23 protein-coding genes are annotated in these 23,658 nt (G+C 70.8%); 11 read left to right on the forward strand and 12 right to left on the reverse strand.

Annotated features, from left to right (window positions below):
• The first annotated feature begins 33 nt into the window (after positions 1–33).
• Positions 34–1,032, forward strand: coding sequence for a hypothetical protein (locus ABD346_RS11695; RefSeq protein WP_344374256.1), 999 nt, complete (start codon positions 34–36; stop codon positions 1,030–1,032).
• A 68-nt stretch (positions 1,033–1,100) separates the two neighbouring features.
• Here ABD346_RS11695 and ABD346_RS11700 read toward each other — a convergent pair whose 3' ends face one another.
• A complete protein-coding gene (locus tag ABD346_RS11700) occupies positions 1,101–1,790 on the reverse strand; it encodes a FadR/GntR family transcriptional regulator (protein WP_344374257.1) in 690 nt (229 codons plus the stop codon).
• Between the two features lie 182 nt (positions 1,791–1,972).
• Between ABD346_RS11700 and leuA the strand changes: the two genes are divergently transcribed.
• The 3 genes from leuA to ABD346_RS11715 all read left to right on the forward strand — a co-directional run bounded on the left by leuA (position 1,973) and on the right by ABD346_RS11715 (position 5,583).
• Complete coding sequence (gene leuA / locus ABD346_RS11705; RefSeq protein ID WP_381228798.1) at positions 1,973–3,775, forward strand: 2-isopropylmalate synthase; 1,803 nt, start codon at positions 1,973–1,975, stop codon at positions 3,773–3,775.
• A gap of 2 nt (positions 3,776–3,777) precedes the next feature.
• Positions 3,778–4,587 carry an ABC transporter ATP-binding protein gene (locus ABD346_RS11710; protein WP_344374258.1) on the forward strand — a complete coding sequence of 270 codons (810 nt, stop codon included), beginning with the start codon at positions 3,778–3,780 and terminating at the stop codon, positions 4,585–4,587.
• A gap of 99 nt (positions 4,588–4,686) precedes the next feature.
• Positions 4,687–5,583, forward strand: coding sequence for an aminoglycoside phosphotransferase family protein (locus ABD346_RS11715; RefSeq protein WP_344374260.1), 897 nt, complete (start codon positions 4,687–4,689; stop codon positions 5,581–5,583).
• An 82-nt stretch (positions 5,584–5,665) separates the two neighbouring features.
• On the opposite strand, the gene ABD346_RS11720 is transcribed toward ABD346_RS11715, so the two are convergent.
• Together ABD346_RS11720 and ABD346_RS11725 are read right to left on the reverse strand one after the other, a co-directional pair.
• A complete protein-coding gene (locus ABD346_RS11720) occupies positions 5,666–6,988 on the reverse strand; it encodes an aldehyde dehydrogenase family protein (protein ID WP_344374261.1) in 1,323 nt (440 codons plus the stop codon).
• Between the two features lie 177 nt (positions 6,989–7,165).
• Positions 7,166–7,516: a PRC-barrel domain-containing protein gene (locus tag ABD346_RS11725; RefSeq protein ID WP_344374480.1), complete on the reverse strand. Its 351-nt coding sequence runs from the start codon at positions 7,514–7,516 to the stop codon at positions 7,166–7,168.
• A gap of 256 nt (positions 7,517–7,772) precedes the next feature.
• On the opposite strand from ABD346_RS11725, the gene ABD346_RS11730 reads away from it, so the two are divergent.
• Positions 7,773–8,021: a DUF5133 domain-containing protein gene (locus ABD346_RS11730; protein WP_344374262.1), complete on the forward strand. Its 249-nt coding sequence runs from the start codon at positions 7,773–7,775 to the stop codon at positions 8,019–8,021.
• A gap of 10 nt (positions 8,022–8,031) precedes the next feature.
• Here ABD346_RS11730 and ABD346_RS11735 read toward each other — a convergent pair whose 3' ends face one another.
• Positions 8,032–9,051, reverse strand: a complete 1,020-nt coding sequence (locus ABD346_RS11735) for an Lrp/AsnC family transcriptional regulator (RefSeq protein WP_344374264.1) — start codon at positions 9,049–9,051, stop codon at positions 8,032–8,034.
• 152 nt (positions 9,052–9,203) lie between these two features.
• Here ABD346_RS11735 and ABD346_RS11740 point away from each other — a divergent pair, with 152 nt between their 5' ends.
• Complete coding sequence (locus tag ABD346_RS11740) at positions 9,204–10,781, forward strand: MFS transporter (RefSeq protein ID WP_344374265.1); 1,578 nt, start codon at positions 9,204–9,206, stop codon at positions 10,779–10,781.
• A 46-nt stretch (positions 10,782–10,827) separates the two neighbouring features.
• On the opposite strand, the gene ABD346_RS11745 is transcribed toward ABD346_RS11740, so the two are convergent.
• A complete protein-coding gene (locus ABD346_RS11745; RefSeq protein WP_344374266.1) occupies positions 10,828–11,142 on the reverse strand; it encodes a hypothetical protein in 315 nt (104 codons plus the stop codon).
• A 184-nt stretch (positions 11,143–11,326) separates the two neighbouring features.
• Between ABD346_RS11745 and ABD346_RS11750 the strand changes: the two genes are divergently transcribed.
• A complete protein-coding gene (locus ABD346_RS11750) occupies positions 11,327–11,689 on the forward strand; it encodes a VOC family protein (protein WP_344374267.1) in 363 nt (120 codons plus the stop codon).
• Between the two features lie 198 nt (positions 11,690–11,887).
• The gene (locus ABD346_RS11755) at positions 11,888–14,281 is read left to right on the forward strand and encodes an ATP-binding cassette domain-containing protein (RefSeq protein ID WP_381228943.1); all 2,394 of its coding nucleotides are present in this window, start codon (positions 11,888–11,890) and stop codon (positions 14,279–14,281) included.
• A gap of 11 nt (positions 14,282–14,292) precedes the next feature.
• Here ABD346_RS11755 and ABD346_RS11760 read toward each other — a convergent pair whose 3' ends face one another.
• Together ABD346_RS11760 and ABD346_RS11765 are read right to left on the reverse strand one after the other, a co-directional pair.
• Positions 14,293–14,457 (reverse strand): hypothetical protein, encoded by a 165-nt coding sequence (locus ABD346_RS11760; RefSeq protein WP_344374270.1) that lies wholly within the window; start codon positions 14,455–14,457, stop codon positions 14,293–14,295.
• Positions 14,458–14,481: 24 nt separating this feature from the next.
• Positions 14,482–15,501: an SDR family NAD(P)-dependent oxidoreductase gene (locus ABD346_RS11765; RefSeq protein WP_344374271.1), complete on the reverse strand. Its 1,020-nt coding sequence runs from the start codon at positions 15,499–15,501 to the stop codon at positions 14,482–14,484.
• 262 nt (positions 15,502–15,763) lie between these two features.
• On the opposite strand from ABD346_RS11765, the gene ABD346_RS11770 reads away from it, so the two are divergent.
• The gene (locus ABD346_RS11770; RefSeq protein ID WP_344374273.1) at positions 15,764–17,011 is read left to right on the forward strand and encodes a serine hydrolase domain-containing protein; all 1,248 of its coding nucleotides are present in this window, start codon (positions 15,764–15,766) and stop codon (positions 17,009–17,011) included.
• A gap of 42 nt (positions 17,012–17,053) precedes the next feature.
• Here the strand turns inward: ABD346_RS11770 and ABD346_RS11775 are convergent, their stop codons facing one another.
• Together ABD346_RS11775 and ABD346_RS11780 are read right to left on the reverse strand one after the other, a co-directional pair.
• Entirely contained in the window at positions 17,054–18,010 is a 957-nt protein-coding gene (locus tag ABD346_RS11775) for an SMP-30/gluconolactonase/LRE family protein (RefSeq protein ID WP_344374274.1), read from the reverse strand.
• 147 nt (positions 18,011–18,157) lie between these two features.
• Positions 18,158–18,427, reverse strand: coding sequence for a GlsB/YeaQ/YmgE family stress response membrane protein (locus ABD346_RS11780; RefSeq protein ID WP_344374275.1), 270 nt, complete (start codon positions 18,425–18,427; stop codon positions 18,158–18,160).
• Between the two features lie 458 nt (positions 18,428–18,885).
• On the opposite strand from ABD346_RS11780, the gene ABD346_RS11785 reads away from it, so the two are divergent.
• Positions 18,886–19,356, forward strand: coding sequence for a Dps family protein (locus ABD346_RS11785; RefSeq protein WP_344374277.1), 471 nt, complete (start codon positions 18,886–18,888; stop codon positions 19,354–19,356).
• A 78-nt stretch (positions 19,357–19,434) separates the two neighbouring features.
• Here ABD346_RS11785 and ABD346_RS11790 read toward each other — a convergent pair whose 3' ends face one another.
• Entirely contained in the window at positions 19,435–20,274 is an 840-nt protein-coding gene (locus ABD346_RS11790) for a polysaccharide lyase family 7 protein (protein WP_344374278.1), read from the reverse strand.
• 205 nt (positions 20,275–20,479) lie between these two features.
• On the opposite strand from ABD346_RS11790, the gene ABD346_RS11795 reads away from it, so the two are divergent.
• Positions 20,480–21,085 (forward strand): VanZ family protein, encoded by a 606-nt coding sequence (locus ABD346_RS11795; protein ID WP_344374279.1) that lies wholly within the window; start codon positions 20,480–20,482, stop codon positions 21,083–21,085.
• Between the two features lie 74 nt (positions 21,086–21,159).
• Here ABD346_RS11795 and ABD346_RS11800 read toward each other — a convergent pair whose 3' ends face one another.
• Both ABD346_RS11800 and ABD346_RS11805 read right to left on the reverse strand, forming a co-directional pair.
• Positions 21,160–21,477 carry a hypothetical protein gene (locus tag ABD346_RS11800; RefSeq protein ID WP_344374281.1) on the reverse strand — a complete coding sequence of 106 codons (318 nt, stop codon included), beginning with the start codon at positions 21,475–21,477 and terminating at the stop codon, positions 21,160–21,162.
• A gap of 85 nt (positions 21,478–21,562) precedes the next feature.
• The gene (locus tag ABD346_RS11805) at positions 21,563–23,650 is read right to left on the reverse strand and encodes a SpoIIE family protein phosphatase (protein WP_344374282.1); all 2,088 of its coding nucleotides are present in this window, start codon (positions 23,648–23,650) and stop codon (positions 21,563–21,565) included.
• Positions 23,651–23,658 lie beyond the last annotated feature (8 nt).

Below are 23,658 nucleotides of genomic sequence, written 5' to 3' on the forward strand. Positions count from 1 at the left end.
TCGCACCGCTGTCGCAGGCGGCCGGTGCGGCGCATGCTGGTGGTGAGGGCGGGGGAGGGGATGGCCGTGGTGCGCGATACGGGCCGGGCGGGGCGATCCGTACTGTCGGCCGCGCTGCTCACGGTCGGTGGCTGGGTGCTGCGCGTGGTGGGGTTCGGCTGCGCGGTCGTCGGATTCGCCCGCTGGAAGTCCGCTTTCCGGACCGGCCCCTATGTCGAGCATCCCGCCTGGTGGCAGACGTACGTGCTCTTCCCGCTCCTCCTGGCCGGCGGTGGCCTGCTCTTCCTGCTCGGCCAGCAGGCGGGGGTGCAGGGCCGACGCCGGCGCGCGGCTCCCGTGCGCGCTGCTGAACTGGCCGCGGGGTCGTTCGTCCTCTACCTGCGTTCCTTCGAGGACGACCGGCGCCGGGCCGGACTCGAGGAGTCCCGCGTGCGGGGCATCGGCAGCGTCTTCTCGTTCCTGTACGTCTCCGGGCTGACCGAGGAGGAGCAGCTGACCCGGGTGCTGGCGCCGGTCGCCCCGGTCGTCGCCGTCGGTGAACCGGGCGAACGCCTCCCGCTGGCGGGGGCACGCCGGTTCTATCTGCCGCTGGACGACTGGCAGGGCACCGTCAGCCAACTCATGGGCAGAGCCCGGCTCGTGGTGCTCACGGCCGGGCTGACCGCGGGGGTCCTGTGGGAGATCGGCGAGGCCGCCCGCAAGCTGCCGCCGGAACGTCTCGTCGTCCTGGTGCCGATGGGTCCGGGCGAGTACGACACGTTTCGCGACCGGGCCCGTGCGGCGATGCCCGGGCGGCCGGACGGCACCCCGTACCTCGAACTCCCCGACTGGCCGCCGGAGCGCACCGGCGAACCCGTCCAGGAGACGGTGTTCAAGGGGGCGATCTGGTACGGGACCGGGGGCGAGCCCCACTTCGTGGGGCTGGCCGCGTCGGGCCGGCGTCCACCACCCCTGCGCTCCCGGGTCCGGGCCCACCTCGAAGGGGGCCTGCGTCCCGTCATCGACCGCGCTCGCCCTGGTCGGCACCGGTAGCCGGTCCACCGTGTTCGCTCATCCAACGCCCAGCAAAAGCGGGCTGGTCGAGCCCCTCGGTCCATCGATCAGACCGCCTGGAGCTGGGCCAGCGTCCGGCGCAGTTCCTCGCGCAGGGTGCGTCCCGCCGCCTCGGCGTCGCCCTCGGCGATGGTGTCCACCAGGGCGGCATGCTCGGCCTCCGAGTGGTCCGGCTCTTTGGTCCGCAGGTCGAGGAGCTCCACCAGGTCGATCAGGCCCTGGCGCAGCGCGGGGACGAATTCGGTGAACAGGGCGGTGAGGACGGGATTGTGCGCTGCGGCGACCACGGCGGCGTGCAGGGCGATGTCGGCGTCGACGAACTCCGCGTTGCTGCCACTCAGGGCGCTGCTGCGCCCGGCAAGCGCCGACTTCATGGCGGTGAGGTCTTCTTCGGTACGGCGCAGGGCGGCCAGTTGGGCCGCCTCGACCTCCATGACCATACGGACCTCGTAGACATCGGCCACGGCCGCCCGGCGGAGCTGGGTGGACCAGTCCTCCTTGGGCTTGGTGGCGATGACGAAGACGCCGGAGCCTTGGCGCGCCTGTACGAACCCTGCCCCGGCCAGTGCGCGCAGGGCTTCGCGCACCGTCGAGCGTCCCACGCCGAGCATCTGCGCGAGGGAGGTCTCACCGGGGAGCTTCGTCCCGACGGGCCACTCCTCCCCGACGATCTGTTCGCGCAGCCGGTCGGTCGCCTGCTCGACCAGGGGAGTTGGCCGCAGAGCACTCAACGGCATCCGGGGTCACCTTCTTTCAGTTCTCAGGTTGTCTGAGGAGTTCAACTGTGGTTACTGTACCGGCATGTTGCTGCGCGAGCTTCTCCTCGGCCGCCGCTGCGGGGTCTGACACGACCGGCACCCCGCAGCGGGTGTCGGGCTGCGCCGGTCACCGCCTGGCCGACTGAAAGAAGCTCCGTCTCATGACTCCGTACCACGGCTTCGTCCGGCACGAGGATGTTTCCCGCGCTCCGCGCCCGTCCGCCGCCGTACCGCAGGACGCTCCCGCCTGGAATCCGCAGCGCCCGAGCGCGATGCCCCACCACCGGTACCGGCCCGCGCACGAGCGGGTCGCGCTTGCGCCGACCGACCGGACCTGGCCGTCGCGGCAGCTGAAGCGGGCCCCGCTGTGGGTGCCGGTCGACCTGCGCGACGGCAACCAGGCGCTCGCCGAACCCATGGACACCGAGCGCAAGCGCCGGATGTTCGACCTCCTGGTCTCCATGGGATTCAAGGAGATCGAGGTCGGCTACCCCTCGGCGAGCCGGACCGACTTCGATTTCGTACGCCATCTGGCGACGAGCGGCGCCGTGCCGGAGGACGTGACCATCTCCGTCTTCACCCCGGCCCGCCGCGATCTCATCGACCGTACCGTCGACTCCATCGAGGGGCTGCCGCGCACCTTGGTCCACCTCTACACCGCCACCGCGCCGGTGTGGCGGGATGTGGTTCTGGGGCGCTCCCGCACGGAGGTGCACCAGCTCATCCTCGACGCCGGGACCCATCTGATGCGGCGCGCCGGGCAACTGCGCGGCACGGACGTCCGGTTCGAGTTCTCCCCCGAGGTCTTCAACCTCACGGAGCCGGACTTCGTCCTGGAGGTCTGCGACAGCATGACCGAGCTGTGGGAGGCGAGCCCGGACCGCCCCGTGGTGCACAATCTGCCGGCCACGGTCGAGATCGCCACGCCCAATGTGTATGCGGACCAGATCGAGTACATGCACCGTCACCTGGCCCGGCGCGACTCGGTCATCCTGTCCGTGCACCCCCACAACGACCGGGGGACCGGTGTCGCCTGCGCCGAACTCGCGGTCCTGGCCGGGGCTCAGCGGGTGGAGGGCTGCCTCTTCGGCAACGGCGAGCGGACCGGGAACGTGGACCTGGTCACGCTGGCCCTCAACCTGTACGCGCAGGGTGTGAACCCGATGATCGACTTCTCCGACATCGACGCGGTGCGCGAGGTGGTCGAGCACTGCAACCGGCTGCCGGTCCACCCGCGCCATCCCTATGCCGGCGACCTCGTGCACACCGCCTTCTCCGGCACACACCAGGACGCCATCTCCAAGGGCATGGCCCACCACACGAAGCGGGCGGCGGAGCTGGGCGTGCCGGCGCAGGAGGCACCCTGGGAGGTCCCGTACCTGCCCATCGACCCAAGTGACATCGGGCGTACGTACGAGGAAGTCATCCGCATCAACTCCCAGTCGGGCAAGGGCGGTATCGCCCACCTGCTGCACACCCACCACGGCCTCGACCTGCCCAAGGCCATGCGTCCGGACTTCTCGCGCACCGTGCAGAGGGCCACCGACGCCAGCGGCCGGGAACTCTCCCACGAGGACCTGTGGGAACTGTTCCGTTCCACCTACATCACACCCGGTGTCGACGGCCGCCTCACCCTGGCGTCCTGGGAGACGGGCGAAGTGCGCCCGGGCGGGCACGAGTTCACCTGCCGCCTCCGTACGGGCGATGAGGAGCGCACGCTGCACGGCACCGGCAACGGGCCGTTGTCGGCCTTCACCGACGCCCTCGCGACGGCCGGAATCACGGTCGACATCCTCACCTACGCCGAGCACTCCACAGGCACCGGACCGGGCAGCCCCGCGGTCACCTATGCCGAATGCCGGGTGGGCGACGAGATCTGCTGGGGCGCGGGCTGGGACACCTCCATCCTCTCCGCGTCGGTCCACGCGGTCATGGCCGCCGTGAACCGTGCCGGCCGGGGCTGATCATGGACACGACTCCGGTGATCCGGGTACGGAACGTCGACATCGTCCGCGACGGCAATCCCATCCTGCGCGACGTGTCGCTGACCGTGCGGCCAGGAGAACGCTGGGCGCTGCTCGGCGCCAACGGCGCGGGCAAGAGCACACTGCTCAGCCTGCTGGGGGCGCTCGTGCATCCCACCCGGGGCACGGTCGAGGTCCTGGGGCACGCACTGGGCCGGGTCGACATGCGCCACCTGCGCACGTACATCGGCCATGTCGACCCACGGCATGCGCTGCGCACTCCGCTCAGGGTCCGAGACGTCGTGCTGACCGGGCTGACGAATACGAGTGAGTGGGTGCCGCGCTGGACGCCCACGGCGGAGCAGGCCGAGCGGGCCGAGGAACTCATCGCCCTGCTCGGCCTCGGCGAACGCCGCGAGGCGCGGTGGCCGACCCTGTCCCAGGGGGAAAGGGGCCGGGCGCTGATCGCCCGAGCCCTCATGCCCGGGCCCCGGCTGCTCCTGCTCGACGAACCGGCGACCGGTCTCGACGTCGCCGGACGGGAGCAGCTCATCGAGCGCATCGACGCGCTCCAACTCGTGGACCAGCAGCTGTCGTCGGTCCTGGTCACCCACCACCTGGAGGAGCTCCCGCCGGGCACGACCCATGTGCTGCTCCTGCGCGAGGGCCGCGCACTGGCCTCCGGCCCGGCGGAGGACGTCCTGACCAGCGACCGGGTGAGCACGTGCTTCGCCCACCCGATCCACCTCACCCGCACGGACGGCCGCTGGAATGTGCGGGCGGGGCGCGCGGCTCGGGAACGGGTGGGTTGACGGGGCCGGCCGAGGGGCGCCCGGAGCCGCCCGGACCGGCGGGCCACGGTCGCAAAACGGTTTGACGGGCGGCGGCGTCCGACGGTGGGATGGCGACCCATGAGCGCAGAGCAGATGCACCCGGGCCAGCACCCCCTGGACGACGATCTCGTACGGGCGCTGATCGCCGGGCAGTTGCCGCGGTGGGCCGGGCTCGCGGTGGAGCGGGTTCCGTCCGGCGGGACCGTCAACGCCATGTATCGCCTGGGCGACGACATGGTCGTACGGCTGCCGCTGGTCGAGGGCGGGGCCTCGGACGTGTCGCTGGAGCAGGAGTGGCTGCCCCGTCTCGCGCCCCTGCTGCCCACCTCCATTCCCGAGGTGGCCGGCTTCGGACGGCCCGCCGAGGGGTATCCGTGGCCGTGGTCGGTGTATCGGTGGCTCGATGGGATGATCCCCCAGGCCGGAGCGCTCGCCGAGCCCTCGCTCCTTGCCGAGGATCTCGCCGGGTTCGTGACCGCGATGCGGAGCATCGATCTGCCGGGAGCCCCAACTGCCCATCGTGGAGGCCCACTTGGCACGCTCGACACCGAAACCCGCGCCGCGATCCAGCGACTGCGTGCCGTCCCGGAGGAGGGCATCGACTGCGATGCCGTGACGGCCGTATGGGAGGACGCCCTGCGGGCCCCGGACTGGGACGGCCCGCCGGTGTGGCTGCACGCCGATCTCATGCCGGGCAACCTCCTGGTGGACGCGGGAAGGCTCACCGCGGTGATCGACTTCGGGTGCCTGGGGATGGGCGACCCGGCCTGCGATCTGTTCCCCGCGTGGAACCTGCTCCCGGCCGATGCGAGGGACGTCTTCCGCGCGGCCGTCGACGTGGATGACGCGACCTGGAACCGCGGCCGGGCGCGGACCCTCTCCCAGGCGCTGATCGCACTGCCCTACTACCGCACGACGAACCCGGCGATGGCCCACAACGCCCGTTATGTGATTCGCGAGGTGATGGGTGGGTAACTCGCAGTGCCTGTACGGGAGTTGAACGCATACGGACGTGCCCTGGGCGGTCGACGACCTGTCCAGGGCACGGCACGGCTGCTCAGCCGAGCGGCTTCTCCAGTACGGACTTGCGGTGGCTGAACGTCTCGATCGAGTAGCGGCCGTGGTAGCTGCCCATGCCGCTCTCGCCGACCCCGCCGAACGGCAGGTCGGAGACGGTCAGATGGGCGAGCGGCAGGCCGAACCCGAGCCCTCCGGACGACGTCTCGGCGGCCAGGCGCTCGCGCGTGGTGTCCGAGTCGGTGAAGGCGTACAGGGCCAGCGGCTTGTCTCGGTCGTTGATGAACTCGATGGCCTCGTCGAGGCCCGGCACGGTGACGACCGGCAGGATCGGTCCGAAGATCTCCTCCTGCATCACCGGTGACTTGGGGTCGACGTCGGCCAGGACGGTGGGCGCGATGTACTGGGTGGCCCGGTCGGTGGCACCGCCGGTCACGGCACGGCCGGAGTCGAGCAGCGAGCTGAGCCGGTCGAAGTGCCGCTCGTTGACGATCCGGCCGTACTCCTTCGAACTCTGCGGATCGGCGCCGAAGAGTGCCTCGACGGCGCGGGCGAACAGGGGCTCAAGAGCCCGTGCGGTCTCCGGGTCGGTCAGGACGTAGTCGGGCGCGACGCAGGTCTGGCCGGCGTTGAGGAACTTGCCCCGGGCCAGCCGGTCGGCGACCACGGACAGGTCGGCGCCGCGGTCGACGAACGCCGGGGACTTGCCGCCCAGTTCGAGGGTGACCGGGGTGAGGTGCTCGGCGGCGGCTCGCATCACGATGCGCCCGACCACGCCGTTGCCGGTGTAGAAGATGTGGTCGAAGCGCTCGGCGAGCAGCGCGGTGGTCTCGGGCACGGCGCCTTCGACGACGGCGACCGCGGTGGTGTCGAGGTACTGCGGCAGCAGACGGGCGATGGCCGCGGAGGCGGCGGGGGCCAGCTCGCTGGGCTTGACGACGACCGCGTTGCCCGACGCCAGCGCGCCGAGCATCGGCGTCAGGAGCAGCTGGACCGGATAGTTCCAGGGAGCGATGACGAGGACCACACCCAGCGGGTCGTACTGCGTCCAGGCCGTCGCGTCCGCACCGAGGTGCGCCGGAACCGGGGCGGACTCCGGCCGCAGCCACTCGGTGAGGTGCTCCAGGGTGTGGTCGATCTCGCGAAGGGTGAAGTCGATCTCGGTCCGGAAGGCTTCGGTCGAGCTCTTGCCCAGGTCGGCGTGGAGGGCTTCGGCGAGCTCGGCACCGTGGGTCGTGAGCATCTCGCGGAGCCGGCGCAGCTGGCTGGTGCGCCACTCCACGGGCTTGGTGCGGCCGGAGCGGAAGGCGGCGCGCAGCCGGGCGACGGTCTCGGCGGGCTGCTCGGGGGTCTGGTCGTTCACGATGCCTCGCTGATCAGTGCCGACCTGACCGCCGGAGGGCGATGAGGTCGATCCGATTGGTTCGATGCATATGACAACCATTGAGGTTCGCCAATAAATTCCGGATCGATGGACATCGGCGGGAAATACTTTGCGTGACTGCCCGGGTGCGGGGCGGTTCCTCGCATGCCGGCGGGGCTACATGTGGGGCCGGTCGTAGTACCGCGCGAACTGCTCCAGGTAGGAGGGCTCGCCGGCGTGCTTGGCCGCGTCGTACTCGGGAGCACGCTTGATCTGCTCCTTGGTGCGGTTCACATAGACCGTCTCCGTGGTGGCATCGATGCGCTCGATGGTCCCGACGGGCAGGAGTACGTGTTTGCCGAAGATCCACACGCCGGTGTCGACCACGAGGTGCGCGGCGTCGGCCGACTCGGAGTGCTTGTCGATCTTCCCGATGTGTCCGTCGGTGGCTTCCACCCGGTAGCCGACGAGGTCAACTCCCGCACGGTACCCAGCAGTCGGCTGAAACTTCCAGATCTCGTCGCTCACCATCGTGCCTCTCCGGTGCGGGTGGTCGGGCCGTCGCCGACTGCCGTGAAGGTACGTCGGTGGCGCGAGTGGTGCCACCTCGGCACGCTTCCCGCCCGGTTACTCGGTGTGACGCTCCGGGGTGCGAACCATGCGGATGTGGGGTCACGATGGGAGGCGCTCCAGGGCCGGTCCCGTCCGACGGTGACACCGGCGCCCGGAGGGGCGTCGACGCCGCCACACCTCCCTCGTCCTTCGTCCGATCCCGGAGCACATGATGCTGTCGCCCCATTGGTACGTCGTCCATGAACTCCTGGCTCTGCTGCGCAGCCGGGAACGCAGGGCCGCCCAGTCGCCGTGGGACGCCCGAGCCCTCCAGGCGCGGAACGACGCGGCGTACACCCTGTGCGTCCTGATGGGGGAACGGACCAGGACCGCCGCCGTGGAAGCGGCCGAGCGCCACCTCGCCCGCAGCCGCGCTGTGGTGCTGCCGAACGTCGCTCTGGCGCCGGACCAGGCTCTCTGACGCGGGCGGGTCATGCCCTCGTCGGGAGATAGGGGCCGGGGCCCTTCAGAGTGCGGTGGATGGGGACGGTCGCTGTGTGGCGCAGGCCCGGCAGGGCGGCCACCGACTCGGTGAGGTAGCGGTAGAAGAGCTGTGCCGTCGCGACATCGATGCTGGCGTACAGATTGGCCGTGCCGGTCACTGCGGCGGCGAAGGACACCTCCGGGTGCGTGGCGAGCGCCTCACCCGCCTCCGCCAGGCGGGACGGGTCGATCTCCAGCCACAGGGCCGCCCGGAAGTTCCGCTGCAGGACGTCCGGGTGGTACTCGACGTCGAAGTAGAGGACCCCGGCCGCTCTGAGTTCCGTGATGCGGCGGCGCACCGTCGAGAGGGACAGACCGGTCGCGGCGGCCAGTTCACCGGGCGCCGCCCGGCCGTCCCGCGCCAGCAGATCGAGCAGCTGCCGGTCGCCGGCGTCCAGCATGACCGGGGGTGTGTCGGCCGTGGCCTGTGCCGGGGCGACGGAAGGCGTGAGCTGCGCGACCTGCTCGGCCGTCAGAGGTCCGCTCTTGTTGATGGTGCCGAGGTCCTGGCCGAAGAAGACGTGCAACAGGCAGTGCGCCGAGACATCCACCACCTGAGGTGTGCGCGGCAGCTTCTGCAGGAGCGGAGACTCCTCCGTCCCGGGACCGCGCGTCCGCACCGAGCAGGAGATCTCGGTGCCGCCCGAGCTGAGGTTGACCCATGTCGTGTCCGTACGCCGGGCCATCGCCTCGCCGATCGAAGCCGCCGCATCGGGTGTGCACCGTACGCGCACGACCCAGGGCGAGTCGCCGAGCCGCTGCGGGTCGGTCAGACCCAGAACCCGGAGCTTGCCCGCGGAGCGCAGTCGCGACCAGCGGCGGGCGGCCGTCTGGTCGGACACCCCGAGAGCGTCGGCGATCTCCCGGAACGAGGCCCGGCCGTTGATCTGAAGGGCATGCGCTAGCGCCAGGTCCTCCTCCGACAGTTCCCGGTCCGCACGGCTCAGGATGTCGAGATACGTCTTCATGGGCCCCATGATGTCGGATCCGCGCAAATTCATCGCCCTGGATCATGGGAATCGCCTGACGTGTCCAAGACTCGCCCACGGGGCCACGCCGCCGTCGAGGCCGCCGTTCCGGCCCCCCCCGAAACCTGCTCGACCGATCGGAGAAACCTGACATGCGCAAGTGGTGGCCCCTGACGGCGGTCTGCCTCGGCGCCTTCATCCTGCTGGTGGACGTGACCATCGTGAACGTGGCACTGCCCAGCATGGCTGACGACCTCGACGCCTCCTTCACCTCGCTGCAATGGGTGATCGACGGATACGCCCTGGCCCTCGCCGCCCTTCTCCTGGCCTCCGGCTCCCTGGCGGACCGATTCGGCCACCGGCGGTCCTACGTCTACGGCCTGGCACTGTTCGCCGCAGCCTCCCTGGTGTGCGGCCTCGCGACCGGCGTGGACGTGCTGATCGCCGCCCGCGTGGTGCAGGGCATCGGCGGCGCCGCCATGTTCGCCACGGCCCCCGCCCTCCTGCTCACCTCGTACCAGGGCAGGGACCGGGGTACGGCCTTCGGGGTGTGGGGCGCGGCCAACGGCGCCGCCGCCGCGGCGGGCCCGCTGCTCGGCGGCCTGCTCACCGAGCACATCAGCTGGCCGACGATCTTCTGGGTCAACCTGCCCATCGCGGCCGCGGCCATCGCCATGACCCTGCGCGTGGTCCGGCCCGACCAGCCTCGTACGGCATCCACGAAGACCCGAATCGACATCCCTGGTGCGACCGCCTTCACCGTTGCCGCGGGCAGCCTCACCTATGGACTCATCCGTGGCGGGGAGGCGGGCTGGACCGGGGTCGAGACCCTGGGGACGTTCGCCGTCACCGCGCTGGCGCTCGTCGCGTTCGTGGTGATCGAGCACCGTACGTCGCGACGTGGCGGCGCCCCGATGCTGGATCTGGCACTGATGCGCCGCCCGTCCTTCGCGGGTCTGATGAGCGGCGCGCTGCTGCTCCAGGGCAGCGCGTTCGGCTGCCTGGTTTTGGTCTCGCTCTGGCTGCAGTCCGTACTGGGCCTCAGCCCGGTCGCGGCCGGTCTTGCGCTCACCCCGCTCGCCGCTGCGTCCTTCGTCGTCGCCGTCTTCGCCGGGCGCCACATCCAGCGCCTTGCCCCACGTGTGCCGATCGGTGCGGGGCTGCTTCTTGTCGCGGCGGGCATGCTGCTGCTGAGGGCCGGGATGACCGCCGACGCGGGGCAGGCCTCGCTCCTGTGGGGCCTCGTGGCCACCGGGGTCGGCGTGGGTCTGGCCACCCCTGTACTCGTCTCGGCCGCCACCTCGACCGTGCCGCCCCAGCGGGCGGGCATGGCGGGCGGCGCGGTCAACACGTTCCGCCAGCTGGGCATGACGCTGGCCATCGCCGTCCTCGGCGCGGTCTTCACCAGCCGTGCGGCCACCCTGCTCCACACCTCCGGCGCCGTGCCGGACGCCGCCAAGGGCGCGGCCGCACTGGCCGCGGGCCAGGCCCAGCACCTTGTCGACGCGGCGCCCGCGGCGCACCACGACACGGCACAGCACCTCGTGCACCAGGCCTTCGCCACCGGCCTCGACCGGGTCTTCCTGCTGTCGGCCATCGCGGCGGCCCTCGGCGGGCTGATCGTCCTGGCGCTCGTACGACCGCCGAGCCGAACGACCACAGGGGTGACCGCCCCCTCGGCGGCGTCGGCGCCCCGCCCCCGGCAGGACTCGGTGTCGACGGGGGTGTGAACGGTCCCGGCCTTGTCGTTGCCTGTCGTTCAACAAGCCCTGACCATCAGGGAGTTCGAGGCCTGACGAACACGATGACGGAGGCGACCTGCTCCCGCTTCGGGTGGGTGTCCGCGCCGCCGAGACCGTAATGGGTCTCCACGCGTTCGACCACGAGGGGATGGCCGGTGCGCCACAGGGTGACGGTCTGCCCGACGGCCGGTACCGGCAACAGGCCCTCGAACATGGCGAGTTCGACGGCCTCGGCGCTGTCCGTCGTATGGACGAACGTCATGATCTGACGGATGCGTGCGAAGTCCTGCTCGAAGTCGACCTTGTCGCGGGCGGCGAGGGTGGAGGTGATGGCGTCGGGAAGGCTCATGGGGTCATCATCGCGCGTCGCCCGCCCGCACAGTGTGTCCCGGAGCCCCCGGCCGATCTCGGCCGGGGGCTCCCGGGGGCCCGGGNACCGATCAGGAATGGAGAAGCGCGGCCACCGGGCCGCAATTAGCGTGGTCGTCATGAGGCACACCGGGGCGGTGTGACCCACGAATTCAGGAGCGATCATGACCACCACCGGCTCTTCCACTCAGGGCATCAAGACCGTGCTGCACCCCGTCACCGACCTGGCGGCGGCCAAGGCGGTGTACACCGCCCTGCTCGGTGTCGCGCCGCAGAGCGACGAGCCGTACTACGTCGGCTACGAGGCCGAGGGCCAGCAGATCGGGCTGGTCCCGGGCGGCGCGGAGCAGGGCATGACCGGGCCGGTGGCGTACTGGCACGTGCCGGACATCGAGGCCAAGCTCGCCGAGGTCACCGCCGCGGGCGCCAAGGTGAAGGACTCCCCGCGCGACGTGGGCGGCGGCCGCCTGGTGGCCACCTTCACCGACCCCGACGGCAATGTCCTCGGGGTGATCCAGGACCGATGAGCGCGGACCGCACGCCGGCCGGAGGGGCATCGCGCCGCACCGGCCGGTCCCGCGGATCACCTCGGACCATTGCCGCGGCCGCGGCGACGAAGTAGAACCGTACGTACCGCCCGCAGCTGCTCGCAGCGCCGGACGGACCGAGTCGGGCGACACCGGCGGGGACCGCGCAGGCGGCCCGTCCCACAGATGGAGAACACGATAAGCATGGCCAAGAGGACGGATCCGCAGTCGCCCGCGCCGCACGCTGCCGACAGCCACGACCTGATCCGCGTGCACGGCGCGCGCGAGAACAACCTCAAGGACGTCAGCATCCAGATCCCCAAGCGCCGCCTCACGGTGTTCACGGGCGTCTCCGGATCGGGCAAGAGCTCGCTGGTGTTCAACACGATCGCCGCCGAGTCGCAACGGCTGATCAACGAGACGTACAGCGCCTTCGTGCAGGGCTTCATGCCGAGCCTGGCACGGCCCGAGGTCGACGTACTCGACGGCCTGACCACCGTGATCACCGTCGACCAGCAGCGGATGGGCGCCGACCCGCGCTCCACGGTCGGCACCGCCACCGACGCCAACGCGATGCTGCGCATCCTCTTCAGCCGGCTCGGCAAGCCGCACATCGGCCCGCCCAGCGCGTACTCCTTCAACACCGCGTCGGTGAAGGCGAGCGGTGCGATCACCGTCGAGCGCGGCAACAAGACCAAGGCGCAGAAGGCGACCTTCAGCCGCACCGGCGGCATGTGCGTCCGCTGCGAGGGCCGGGGCGCGGTCTCCGACATCGACCTCACCCAGCTGTACGACGACTCGAAGTCGCTCGCCGAGGGCGCGTTCACCATCCCCGGCTGGAAGTCGGACAGCCAGTGGACCGTGCAGGTCTACGCCCAGTCCGGCTTCGTGGACCCCGACAAGCCGATCCGCGAGTACACCAAGAAGGAGCTGCGGGACTTCCTGTACGGGGAGCCGGTCAAGGTGAAGGTCAACGGGGTGAACCTCACCTACGAAGGCCTCATCCCCAAGATCCAGAAGTCGTTCCTGGCCAAGGACAAGGAGGCGCTGCAGCCGCACATCCGGGCCTTCGTCGAGCGCGCCGTCACCTTCACCACCTGCCCCGAGTGCGACGGCACCCGGCTCAGCGAGGGCGCCAGGTCGTCGAAGATCAAGCGGATCAGCATCGCGGACGCCTGCGCGATGGAGATCCGCGACCTGGCGGAGTGGGTACGCGGCCTCAAGGAGCCTTCGGTCGCGCCGCTGCTCACCGCGCTCCAGCAGACCCTCGACTCGTTCGTCGAGATCGGCCTCGGCTACCTAGCGCTCGACCGGCCCGCCGGCACCCTGTCCGGCGGTGAGGCGCAGCGCGTCAAGATGATCCGCCACCTCGGGTCCTCGCTCACCGATGTCACCTACGTCTTCGACGAGCCCACCGCGGGCCTGCACCCGCACGACATCCAGCGGATGAACGAGCTGCTGCTCCGCCTGCGGGACAAGGGCAACACGGTGCTGGTCGTGGAGCACAAGCCCGAGATGATCGCCATCGCCGACCATGTCGTGGACCTCGGGCCCGGCGCCGGTACGGCGGGCGGCGCGGTCTGCTTCGAAGGCACCGTGGAGGCGTTGCGAGCAGGCGACACCATCACCGGGCGGCACCTGGACGACCGGACCACCGTCAAGGAGACGGTGCGCGAGTCCGGCCGGGCGCTGAAGATCCGCGGTGCGACGGCGAACAACCTGCGCGACGTCGACATCGACATCCCGCTCGGTGTGCTGACGGTCGTCACCGGTGTCGCGGGCTCCGGCAAGAGCTCGCTCGTGCACGGTTCGATCCCGGCCGACGAGGGCGTGATCTCGGTCGACCAGAGCCCGATCAAGGGCTCGCGGCGCAGCAACCCGGCAACGTACACCGGGCTGCTCGACCCGATCCGCAAGGCGTTCGCCAAGGTCAACGGCGTGAAGCCGGCGCTGTTCAGCGCCAACTCCGAGGGCGCCTGCCCCACCTGCAACGGCGCCGGAGTCATCTACACCGACCTCGGCATGATGGCGGGCACTGCCACCACGTGCGAGGACTGCGAGGGCAAGCGGTTCGACGCCTCCGTGCTCGACTACCACCTAGGCGGCCGTGACATCAGCGAGGTCCTCGCGATGTCGGTGACCGAGGCCGAGGAGTTCTTCGGCGCGGGCGAGGCACACACCCCGGCCGCGCACCGCATCCTCGAACGGCTCGTGGACGTCGGGCTCGGCTACCTCACCATCGGCCAGCCGCTGACCACCCTGTCCGGCGGCGAGCGGCAGCGGCTCAAGCTGGCGACCCACATGGGCGACAAGGCAGGTGTGTACGTCCTGGACGAACCGACGACCGGCCTACACCTCGCCGACGTCGAGCAACTCCTCGGCCTGCTGGACCGGTTGGTGGACTCCGGCAAGTCCGTCATCGTGGTCGAGCACCACCAGGCGGTCATGGCCCACGCCGACTGGATCATCGACCTCGGCCCCGGCGCCGGCCACGACGGCGGCCGGATCGTCTTCGAAGGCACCCCGGCCGATCTGATCGCCGACCGCTCGACGCTGACGGGGGAGCATCTGGCGGCGTATGTGGGTGGGTGAGCCGAAGCCGGTTACGCCGTTTCGTCCTGGTGGTGCTCGACCACCAGGAAGGTGTCACTGTCGAGGTCCATCACGACCGTGGCCGCGCGGCCACGCCTCCTGAGCTGAGCCGCATACTCCTCGGCCGGCCATGAGCCGCGCGGGCCACCGGCAGGAAAACGCCCAAGCACCGACATCGCAGCAACCTCCCCTTCGCACCCTCACCTGTAGGGTGCGCCTGCCCCCGACTCGCCGGAGCATGCCCCCTGTGTTCCCGATGCTTCCCGTACGACGATTCCGAGGCTCGGGTCGACGTCCGCCAACTCGCAACTGACCTCCCATAGTTGAGCCGCGGCGGCCGTGTCGGTGAGGTGGCTCCACAGTCGCTCGCGTCGCGGTGTGCCGCGCAGGGCGAAGACCCGCGGCCCCCACAACTGGCCGCCGGCAACCTGCGGATCGAGTACGGCCCTCACCGCGGGCCATGCCCCGGCGTGTTTGCCCTGGAGGACGAGGCCGGCGGGCAGCCCACGCAGCCGCTCGCCGGTAGTTCGCACATGCAGGGGCGGCCGCGAGGGGGTGAGTGAGTCCAGCGCGCCACCGGGGTGGACCACCACACTGGTCACGGGACTGCCGGACGCACGCAGACGGCGGTCGAGTTCGAGGCCGAAGTGCATCTGGGCCAGCTTCGACCGTCCGTAGGTGCGCTTGGGCCGGTAGTCCCGGGTGGATTGCAGGTCGTCCAGGTCGAGCCGTTCGGACTTCGCCGCGAAGCTGCCCACCGTCACGATGCGGGCGGCCGGCGCGGCCGACAGCAGGGGTGCGAGCCATTGGGTCAGCGCGAGGTGCCCGAGGTGGTTGGTGGCGAACATGAGCTCGTGGCCGTCCCGGGTCTCGCGACGCGGCGGATCGTCGAGCGCCACCCCCGCGTTGTGGACCACCGCGTCGAGACGCTCCAGCTCCAGCGCCTCCACGGAGGATCGCAAGGACGTCAACTCGGCCAGATCCAGGCGTACGTGGCGGATGAGCGCACCAGGAACGCGGGACCGGATCGAGACCGCAGCGGCCTCGGCCTTCGCCGGGTTCCGGCTGCCCAGCACGACGGTGGCACCGGTTGTGGCGAGCTGCTCCGCCACGAAATATCCGATGCCGGCGTTTCCCCCTGTCACCAGGAAGTTCCTGCCCTCGGCGCGCGGCGGTCGGCGCACGTCCCATGGCCGGGACGGGGGTGCGGTGGGCCTCATGGACGCTCCTTGAGCCTGGGTGGTCGGACGCGGGGGTGCTTCCCCGCAGCCGCAGCCCCCAGACTCACGTTCCCGGCCGACATCTCACCGACAGCTCGCCTATACGCAGCGACGCCCGGGGCGCGCCGAAACGCCGAACAGCCCGCGCTCGCAGGGGAGAAACCCGGCATACCTATACGATCTCGGCCGCACAGGGTGTCGCGAGTCCGGGCCCCTGCACGAGCCGCCGCGATGCAGCGGGATGCGGAAGGAACGCTCAGTGATGAGACGAAGGCTCGCCCGTTCGGCGACCACACTCGCGGCCTCTGTCGCGCTGATGGCCGGGAGCGCGGCCGGTGCCGCCGGCGAACAGAAGTGGACCGAGCCGGACATGACCGGGGTGCGTGCCGCGCTGCTACGTGTGACGGAGGCGGGTGCGCCGGGCGCGTTCGCCGTGATCCGGGATCACCGTGCCCCAGGGGTCGACCGGTCCCTGTCCATCGGCGACGCCGACTTGGCCGGCACACCCATGAGTGGCGACGCCCGCTTCCGGGTCGGCAGCAACACCAAGATGTTCACCGCGGTCATCGTGATGCGCCTCGCCGAGCAGGGCCTCATCGACCTCGACAAGCCGCTGCGCGACTACCTGCCGGCCGGGACGCTGCCGGAGAGCTGGCCGATCACCGCACGCCAGGTCCTGGAGCACCGCGCCGGAGTGTACGACCACATCAACGACCTTCTGGAGCGGAGCGGCGAGGAGACCACCGCCGCCTTCGAGCAGCGCATCCGCAACACCCTGTACGAGCCCCGGGATCTTGTGGCCCTCTCGGTGAAGCACGGGCTGCAGTACACGCCGGGGACGGCCTACGCGTACTCGAACACCGGCTTCGTCCTGCTGGCGCTGGCCGCCGAACACCTCACCGGGCACCCCTACGCCGAGTTGTTGCGCCGGCAGATCTTCGAGCCGCTCCGGCTGAGCACGACATCCTTCACCGTGCCGGGGATGGGAATCGAGGGGCGGCACATCTCGGGCTACCTGACCCACGACGACCGCCGCGCGCCGCTCCTCGACGCGACCGAGCAGACCGCGTCCTGGATCTGGAGCGCGGGCGGGATCGTCTCCTCCGCCCGCGACCTCGACCGCTTCCTGACCGCGCTGCTCGCCGGGAGCGCCGGGGGACTTGTCTCGGACGACTCGCTGCGGCAGATGACCACGGTGCTGCCCACGGGCACCCCGACGATCGCCTACGGGCTCGGAATCCGGCAGATCTCCCTGTCCTGCGGCACAGTGCTGGGCCACGGCGGCATCGTCCAGGGCTACCAGTCGCAGGCGTTCGCGCTGCCGGGCGGGGAGCGTACGGTCGTCGTCTTCGCCAATGCCTCCAACAACGGTGCCGTGACGGAGGGGTTGATGGACGCCCTTGAACCCGCTTTCTGCGGCAAGCCGCCGACCGCTGGTCCGCGCCACTCACGCGTCGGCAATCCCGGCGACGCCTACACGATCCCGGCTGTGGAGGACACGCGGATCTGAGGGAGGGCGCGCGGATCCGAGACGCGCGCCCACCTTGTCCGTCTACCGGACCCCCGGCTCGGCTCCCGCGGGAACCTCGTAGATCTTTCCGTCGACGCCGGACCGGTAGAGCTTGCCCGCGGAAAACCCGTGGTCGCCGTGTCCGTAGGTGATCTGGGTGGAGAGGTAGAGGCCCGACTGCACGGAGCACAGCGTTCCCTGTTCGGCCCGCCAGATCTGGCCGGCCGCGTGAGTGGCGATCAGGGGGCGGCCCCGGCTGTCGAGGGTGAGGCCGTCGGGGAGGCCGAGGGTGTCGGACAGGCCGGCGGGGATCCAGCGCTCGGGGTGCGCCGGGTCGTCGGCGGGGATGCGGTACAGCGCCGGGGAGGGGGTCGTCTGGATGACGTACACCTCGTTGCCCTGGGGGGAGACGGCGATGCCGTTCGGCATCAGGACGTGGGCCCACGCCGGGTCGACCCGGCCGTCGGGGGTGACGCGGCCGATGTTCCGGCCGCCCACGGTGGTGGTGTAGACGGTGCCGTCGGGTGCCAGGGCGACACCGTCGATGCCGCCGAGTCCCGAGGCGTACGTGCTGACCTTGCCGGAGTCCGGGTCCACCAGGAGGAGCTTGGAGACCGGGAAGAGGTCGCCGGTGAGCGAGTGGCCGAGGTCGTTCCCCGTGCCGACGAGGAGCTGGCCGTCGTCGCGGACGACGATGCCGCCGTTGGCACCGATGTTCCCGGTGAGGGCCACGGGGGTGCTGCCCGGTGCGTCGATGCGGTAGACGCGGCCCGTGAAGTAGGCGGTGGCGAACATGCGGCCCCGCTGGTCGACGATGATCGACTCGGCCCAGTCGGGCACGTGCGCGACCTGGACCGGGGGCGCGGCCGCGGTGGCCTCGCACGCGGGCGCCGCATGGGCGGGGGCCGGTGACAGCAGAGCCGCTGCTGCGGCCAGCGCGACCGCGAGCAGGGCGCGCGGCGCTCGTATCGCGGTGCGGGGCGTGGTCGAAGACCTCATCAAGTCCCTTTCCTGCACGGGCTGTTGGGCAACACTTCGGCTCCGGGATCTTCCGGCACTGTAAGAGTGTGCGTCAACAGGGTGCAGGGTGGGGGAGTTCCGACGATGGGGTTGAGGGGCTGCCGAAGTGTGGCCGAGGAGGGAGCCTCAGCGGCGGCTTCGGTTGCCGATGAGGAGGCGGTAGACGATGAGCACGATGACGGAGCCGACGATGGCGGCGATCCATGTCGAGAGGTGGAAGAAGCCGTTGATGGAGTGGACGTGGAAGATGACCTTACCGAGCCACCCCCCGAGGAGCCCGCCCACGATGCCGATGACCATGGTGACGAGGCAGCCGCCCGGGTCCCTGCCGGGCATGATGGCCTTGGCGATGGCGCCCGCGAGAAGGCCGATGAGGATCCAGGCGATGATGCTCATGGTGAGTTCCGTCCCAAGGTCGGGGTGACCGCGCCGACGCGGGCGCGGTGCGGGAGATGGGCTGTTCCGGGTGGCCGAGGGCCTTGTCTGGAAGAGTGCCCAGGCCGGGAATCGCTATGCCCGGTGTATCGGCCATTGGGGGTCCGTCGGGAGTGCGTGGGGAGCAGTCGCGCCCGCCGAGCGGCGCCGCTCCGGCCAGTGCGCCCGCATCCGGCACCCGGCTGCTGCCCGTGCCGGTTCCTCCCGCCGACCAGGGCCGACCAGCGTCCGAGCGACGGATTCGTCCGCCAGCGGACGGCCGGACACGGCGTCGCGGTGTTTGACGTGCGCCTTGCGAGGAAGGCGCACCGGTGAGGCCGATGTGTCGCTGCGGCGGCCCACGCCTCTGGCAATCACAAGCCCTCTGGTGGTCACAAGCCCTCTGGTGATCACAGGAGGGAATCGCGAAGGGAGAAACGGTGTCTGTGGTGAAGGGTTCCTTGTCCGACGCGGACCTGAAGGTGGTCGGCACGGCGTTGCAGGGTGCGCTGGTCGATCTGGTCGATCTGGCCTTGGTGTCCAAGCAGGTGCACTGGAACGTGGTCGGCCCGCGCTTCCGCTCCGTCCATCTGCAACTCGACGAGGTGGTGACCACGGCACGCCGGCACTCCGACACGGTCGCCGAGCGCGCCTCGGCGCTCGGTGTGAACCCCGACGGCCGGGCCGCCACCGTTGCCGGGGCCGGTGCGATCGGCACCGTGCCGGAAGGCTGGATCAAGGACTCCGAGGCCGTCCAGGTGATGGTTGTCGCCCTCGGCCGGATCATCGAGCGGATGCGCGACCGGATCCGGGCGACGGACGAACCCGACCCGGTGACCCAGGACATGCTCATCACGCTGACGGGCGAGCTGGAGAAGCACGCGTGGATGTTCCAGGCGGAGGACAACTGACGGTCCCGCACGCCTCGGCGCCGACCCACCCGTGTTCGCACAGCCCGCGTTCACATGGGTGGACCGGCACCCGCGTACTCAGCTGTGCGCGACGGTGAGCCTGTAGAAGGCGACGCGGGCGCCCTTGGTCGTGCTGCTGGAGGACGACTGGTTGTACGAGCCCGCCTTGAAGTACTGCTGGTAGCTGTTGAAGGCGGACGGGATCGCGTAGTGGGTGGTGCTTCCGTCGACCGTCAGGTCGATGGTGTGGCCCCCGGAGACGCCGATCGTGTAACTCCAGGTCTTGCCGACCGGTACATGGCCCACGGCGTGTGTCGTCTGCCCGCCCGAAGGCGAGTTCTCCGTCCCCAGGACGATGTCACCGTTGGCGCGGTAGTAGAGCTCCACCAGCGGTTTCGTGGAGGGGCCGCCCTTGCCGAGGTGGATCTGTCCGACGCAGACGTTGGACGTCACCGACACCACGCGCAGCGTCGCGTTCAGCCGGTGGGTTCCGCCGAGCGACCAGTTCGCAGGGCTGCCGTCGCGGTTCGTCTCGCGCAGCTCGGAGCGGGCGTAGTGGGAGTTCGGTGTGGTGACACCCTTTTCCGGCGCCCAGAACGTCATCGCGCCGTCGCGCGCGTCGCTGTAGAAGTACGCGTCCTGGAAGCCGTTGGTGCCCTGGAGCCGGGACGACGGGATGGTGGTCGGCGAACCGGGCGAGCCCACCGGCTCCTGGAGTTCCCACACCGACAGGTCGAAGGTGCCGCCGGGTGCGACCGACGCGTTGGTGAGAGCGCCGGTGTCGATGGTGGAAACACTGCTGCCGCTCTGGGCGTCAACTCCCTTGAGGGAAATCGGTGTTGAGGATGCTGGGGCCACGAAGGCCAGGGTGCCGAGGGTGGCGGTGGCGAGGGGCAGGAGCAGGGGGCGTATGCGCATCAAAGGACCTTCTTGTGGGGGGTGTTGGTGACTCGACGGCCGACGGCCGCGCGGCCTCTCCATGTGCTGTTCCGTATAATGAACGCCATGCCCGGATGTGAACGGGGAAACCGTAGAGCCCTGACGTGGGCGCGTCAATAGAGGCGCGCCAATCGATCCGGGAGGCCGCTGTTCGGTGAACGGCGGACGGGGTACCCGGGGTGACATGGCATCAGGCCCCCGGCTCCAGCGGCGTACTTGGCGAGCGGCGGTGGCCCGTGCGGCCGTGCTGATCGTGGGGTTCGTCTGCATGGTGGCCTTCGCGGTGGTACTGGCCCGGGCCACCCTCGTCCCGTCACCCGCGTCCGTGCGGCTGACGCACACCAACCTGCACCCGGGTGACTCGATACGCGCCTATCTCGCGCAGCCCCACTGGCGGGACGCGGTGAAGCAGGTCGGCGGAAACGTGCTGCTCGGCATGCCCTTCGGGGTGCTGCTGCCGGTGCTGTTTCCCCGGACGCGCGGTCTCGTACGCGTGGTGCTGATGACCGCGTTCGTGATGCTCACCGTCGAGGCGGCCCAGGGTCTGCTGGTCACGGGCCGGGCCTTCGACATCGACGACGTCATCCTCAACTCGCTCGGTTCCTTTGCCGGTTACCTGATCCTGGGCCGCCGGCTCGGCCGCGCCCTGCACCCCCGGCGCCACCATTGGTGGCAACGCCGCCCGGCCGACTCCGACTCCGGCGCCCGGGCCGACAGCCCTCCCGGCCCCGGCGGTCCGAAGCCGGGCCTGCCCGCGATTCTGCGGGCGATGCGGAAGCCGGTCCGGTGAGCGCCGGACCGGCTGTGCGGTCGTACGGGTTTCCGGGCGTCTCCCATCGGCGGCCGGCGCTCACCCCGTACCCCTCACTCCGTGGTGATTCCGGTGATGACCGCGTCGCCCAGCGGGGCCTCGTCCTCCGCGTAGCCGGCCGTGCGCAGTGCGGCGGTGACCGTCCTGCGGGCCTCCCGCTCGGCGGCTCCGGTGTCGTCGGCCTCCACTTCGAGGCGGATGCTGAAGGCCGACGATCCGCTGTAGAAGGTGAGCATCTCCAGGTGTTCCGCCTGTCCGGCGCGGGTGCCGCGCGGGTCGGCGGGGCGCAGGGCGCGTTCGAGGGTCTCGGTGGTCGCCTCGGTGCGCTCCGCGAGAAGGGTTCCGGGGATCGTTACGACATAGGTGGTCATAGAGCTACGGGGTGCCCCGCGGGCTCCCTTCGTACACCCCGGCGTACAGCGAACGGGGTGCGGCACTGCGATGAGGGGGCCGCCCTCAGGCCGGTCGGCGGGACGGGGTGACCTGGGCGATGAGCAGGGCGATGTCGTCGTGGCCCTGCGGCGGAGGCAGCGCGGCCAGGAGGCGGTCGCAGGTCGCCTCCAGGGGCAGGCGGTGGTGGGTGAGCGCATCGAGCAGGGCGCGCAGCCGGTCGTCGATGGGCTGGTCGCGGGTTTCGACGAGGCCGTCGGTGTACAGGACGAGCCGGTCGCCGGGCGCGCAGTCCACCGTGGTGGCCTTGAAGGGGACGCCGCCGACGCCGAGCGGCGCGCCGGTGGGAAGGCGCAGAAAGCGGGGGGCGCTGCCCGGCCGGTCCCAGATGGGCGGCAGGTGGCCCGCCAGGGCGATGCGGCAGCGCGTGCTGTGTGGGTCGTAGACGGCGTACACGCAGGTGGCGGTCGTCTCGTCCAGCTCGGCGGTGATGCGGTCGAGGTGGTGCAGGACATCGGCGGGGTCGAGGTCGAGGCCGGCCAGGGTGCGGGTGGCGGTGCGCAACTGGCCCATCGTGGCAGCCGCGTTGATGCCGTGGCCCATCACGTCGCCGACGACGAGCGCGGTCTTGTCGCCGGCCACGGGGATGGCGTCGAACCAGTCGCCACCGGCCTCGCCGAGGGCCGCCGCGGGCTGGTAGCGGTAGGCGACGTCGAGCCCAGTGGGCTGGGGCGGCTGGCGCGGCAGGAGGTGCCGCTGGAGCGAGAGGGCGGCGTGGCGCTGCTGCTGGTACCAGCGCGCGTTGTCGATGGAGACGGCGGCCCGGGTGGCGAGTTCGAGGGCGAGCACGGCGTCGTCGTGGGTGAACGGCTGCGGGTTGCGGGCCCGCTTGAGGTCGAGGGCGCCGAGCACCTCACCGCGCGCGATCAGCGGGACCGCGAGATAGGAGTGCAAGCCCGCGCGGTCGAGCAGCGCGGCGGCCTCGTCGTCACGGGCGATGTTCGCCAGATCCCCCGGCCCGACATGGCTGATCAGCACCGGTCTGGCCGTCGTGACGCACCGGGTGACCAGGCGTTCCGCGTTGTATTTCGCGATGTTGCCCGGCGGATCGGCGGCCCGCAGGGCGTCGGTGGGATAGGCGGCCGCGACGGCCAGGGCGCGGATGGACACGGGCCCCGTCGGAGGATCCTTGGCGGCGGCGTGGCTCTCCAGGACGGAGTCGAGGAGGTCGACGGCCGCTATGTCGGCGAGGTCGGTCACCACGAGGTCGGCCAGCTCATGGGCGGTGCGGTTCAGGTCGAGGGTGGTGCCCACGCGCACCGACGCGCGCGCGATGAGGTCGAGGCGCCTGCGGGCCTCGGCGGCCTCGTTCGCCGCGCGGTACTGGTCGCTGACATCCACGACGGAGGTCGCGACGCCGAGGACCCGGCCGGCCGGGTCCTCCAGGCGGTAGTACGACACGTTCCAGGCGTGCTCTGCCGAGTCTGCGAGGGTCCGGCCGATGGCCGTCTGGTCGAGCAGCGGCACGCCCGTCTCCAGGACCCGGCGCATCGCGGACTCGATGTGCGCGGTGTCCAGGAACGGCAGGGCGTCATGGACCGTGTGCCCCATGTGCTCGGCGGACGTGACGCCGTTGATGCGTGCCAGCGCCGGGTTGACCAGGACGTAGCGCAGCTCGGTGTCCAGCACCGCGAGGCCGATCGGCGACTGCGACACGAGGCGTACCGAAAGGGCCAGGTCGCGCTCGACGGCGCGCAGCGTCGGCTCGTCGGTGGCGATCCCCAGGGCGTACAGGCCGCCGTGCTCGTCCTGGAGCCGCATGTTGCGGAACTCCACCATCCGCGTGCGGCCGTCCTTGTGCCGGACCGGGAAGACGCCCGCCCATGCCCCGCCGCCGCTCATCACCCGGGCGAACAGTTCGAGGACCTGCGGGCGGTGCTCCTCGGAGACCAGGAGCTTCGCCGCGGAATGGCCGAGGGCCTCCTGTGCGTCCCAGCCGAACAGCTCGTGGGCCTGCGGGCTCCACAGGGCGATCCGGCCGGTCTCGTCCAGGACGATGGCGGCAACCCCCAGCACGTCGAGAAGGCCGCCCGGCTCGGAGGCGGCGACGCGCAGGGGACCGAGCCGGTCCCCGGTTACCTCGGATGCGTTCATCGTCGGCC

Source organism: Streptomyces mauvecolor (assembly GCF_039532965.1).
GTDB classification, from domain to species: domain Bacteria; phylum Actinomycetota; class Actinomycetes; order Streptomycetales; family Streptomycetaceae; genus Streptomyces; species Streptomyces violascens.

Coding starts and splice junctions, on each gene's coding strand:
- ABD346_RS11765 (WP_344374271.1), bottom strand. CDS start 15,501: ATGAGGCCCACCGCACCCCCGTCCCGGCCATGGGACGTGCGCCGACCG.
- ABD346_RS11745 (WP_344374266.1), bottom strand. CDS start 11,142: ATGAGCCTTCCCGACGCCATCACCTCCACCCTCGCCGCCCGCGACAAG.
- ABD346_RS11770 (WP_344374273.1), top strand. CDS start 15,764: ATGAGACGAAGGCTCGCCCGTTCGGCGACCACACTCGCGGCCTCTGTC.
- leuA (WP_381228798.1), top strand. CDS start 1,973: ATGACTCCGTACCACGGCTTCGTCCGGCACGAGGATGTTTCCCGCGCT.
- ABD346_RS11700 (WP_344374257.1), bottom strand. CDS start 1,790: ATGCCGTTGAGTGCTCTGCGGCCAACTCCCCTGGTCGAGCAGGCGACC.
- ABD346_RS11780 (WP_344374275.1), bottom strand. CDS start 18,427: ATGAGCATCATCGCCTGGATCCTCATCGGCCTTCTCGCGGGCGCCATC.
- ABD346_RS11760 (WP_344374270.1), bottom strand. CDS start 14,457: ATGTCGGTGCTTGGGCGTTTTCCTGCCGGTGGCCCGCGCGGCTCATGG.
- ABD346_RS11750 (WP_344374267.1), top strand. CDS start 11,327: ATGACCACCACCGGCTCTTCCACTCAGGGCATCAAGACCGTGCTGCAC.
- ABD346_RS11735 (WP_344374264.1), bottom strand. CDS start 9,051: ATGAAGACGTATCTCGACATCCTGAGCCGTGCGGACCGGGAACTGTCG.
- ABD346_RS11795 (WP_344374279.1), top strand. CDS start 20,480: ATGGCATCAGGCCCCCGGCTCCAGCGGCGTACTTGGCGAGCGGCGGTG.
- ABD346_RS11715 (WP_344374260.1), top strand. CDS start 4,687: ATGAGCGCAGAGCAGATGCACCCGGGCCAGCACCCCCTGGACGACGAT.
- ABD346_RS11790 (WP_344374278.1), bottom strand. CDS start 20,274: ATGCGCATACGCCCCCTGCTCCTGCCCCTCGCCACCGCCACCCTCGGC.
- ABD346_RS11775 (WP_344374274.1), bottom strand. CDS start 18,010: ATGAGGTCTTCGACCACGCCCCGCACCGCGATACGAGCGCCGCGCGCC.
- ABD346_RS11800 (WP_344374281.1), bottom strand. CDS start 21,477: ATGACCACCTATGTCGTAACGATCCCCGGAACCCTTCTCGCGGAGCGC.
- ABD346_RS11695 (WP_344374256.1), top strand. CDS start 34: ATGCTGGTGGTGAGGGCGGGGGAGGGGATGGCCGTGGTGCGCGATACG.
- ABD346_RS11730 (WP_344374262.1), top strand. CDS start 7,773: ATGCTGTCGCCCCATTGGTACGTCGTCCATGAACTCCTGGCTCTGCTG.
- ABD346_RS11740 (WP_344374265.1), top strand. CDS start 9,204: ATGCGCAAGTGGTGGCCCCTGACGGCGGTCTGCCTCGGCGCCTTCATC.
- ABD346_RS11805 (WP_344374282.1), bottom strand. CDS start 23,650: ATGAACGCATCCGAGGTAACCGGGGACCGGCTCGGTCCCCTGCGCGTC.
- ABD346_RS11710 (WP_344374258.1), top strand. CDS start 3,778: ATGGACACGACTCCGGTGATCCGGGTACGGAACGTCGACATCGTCCGC.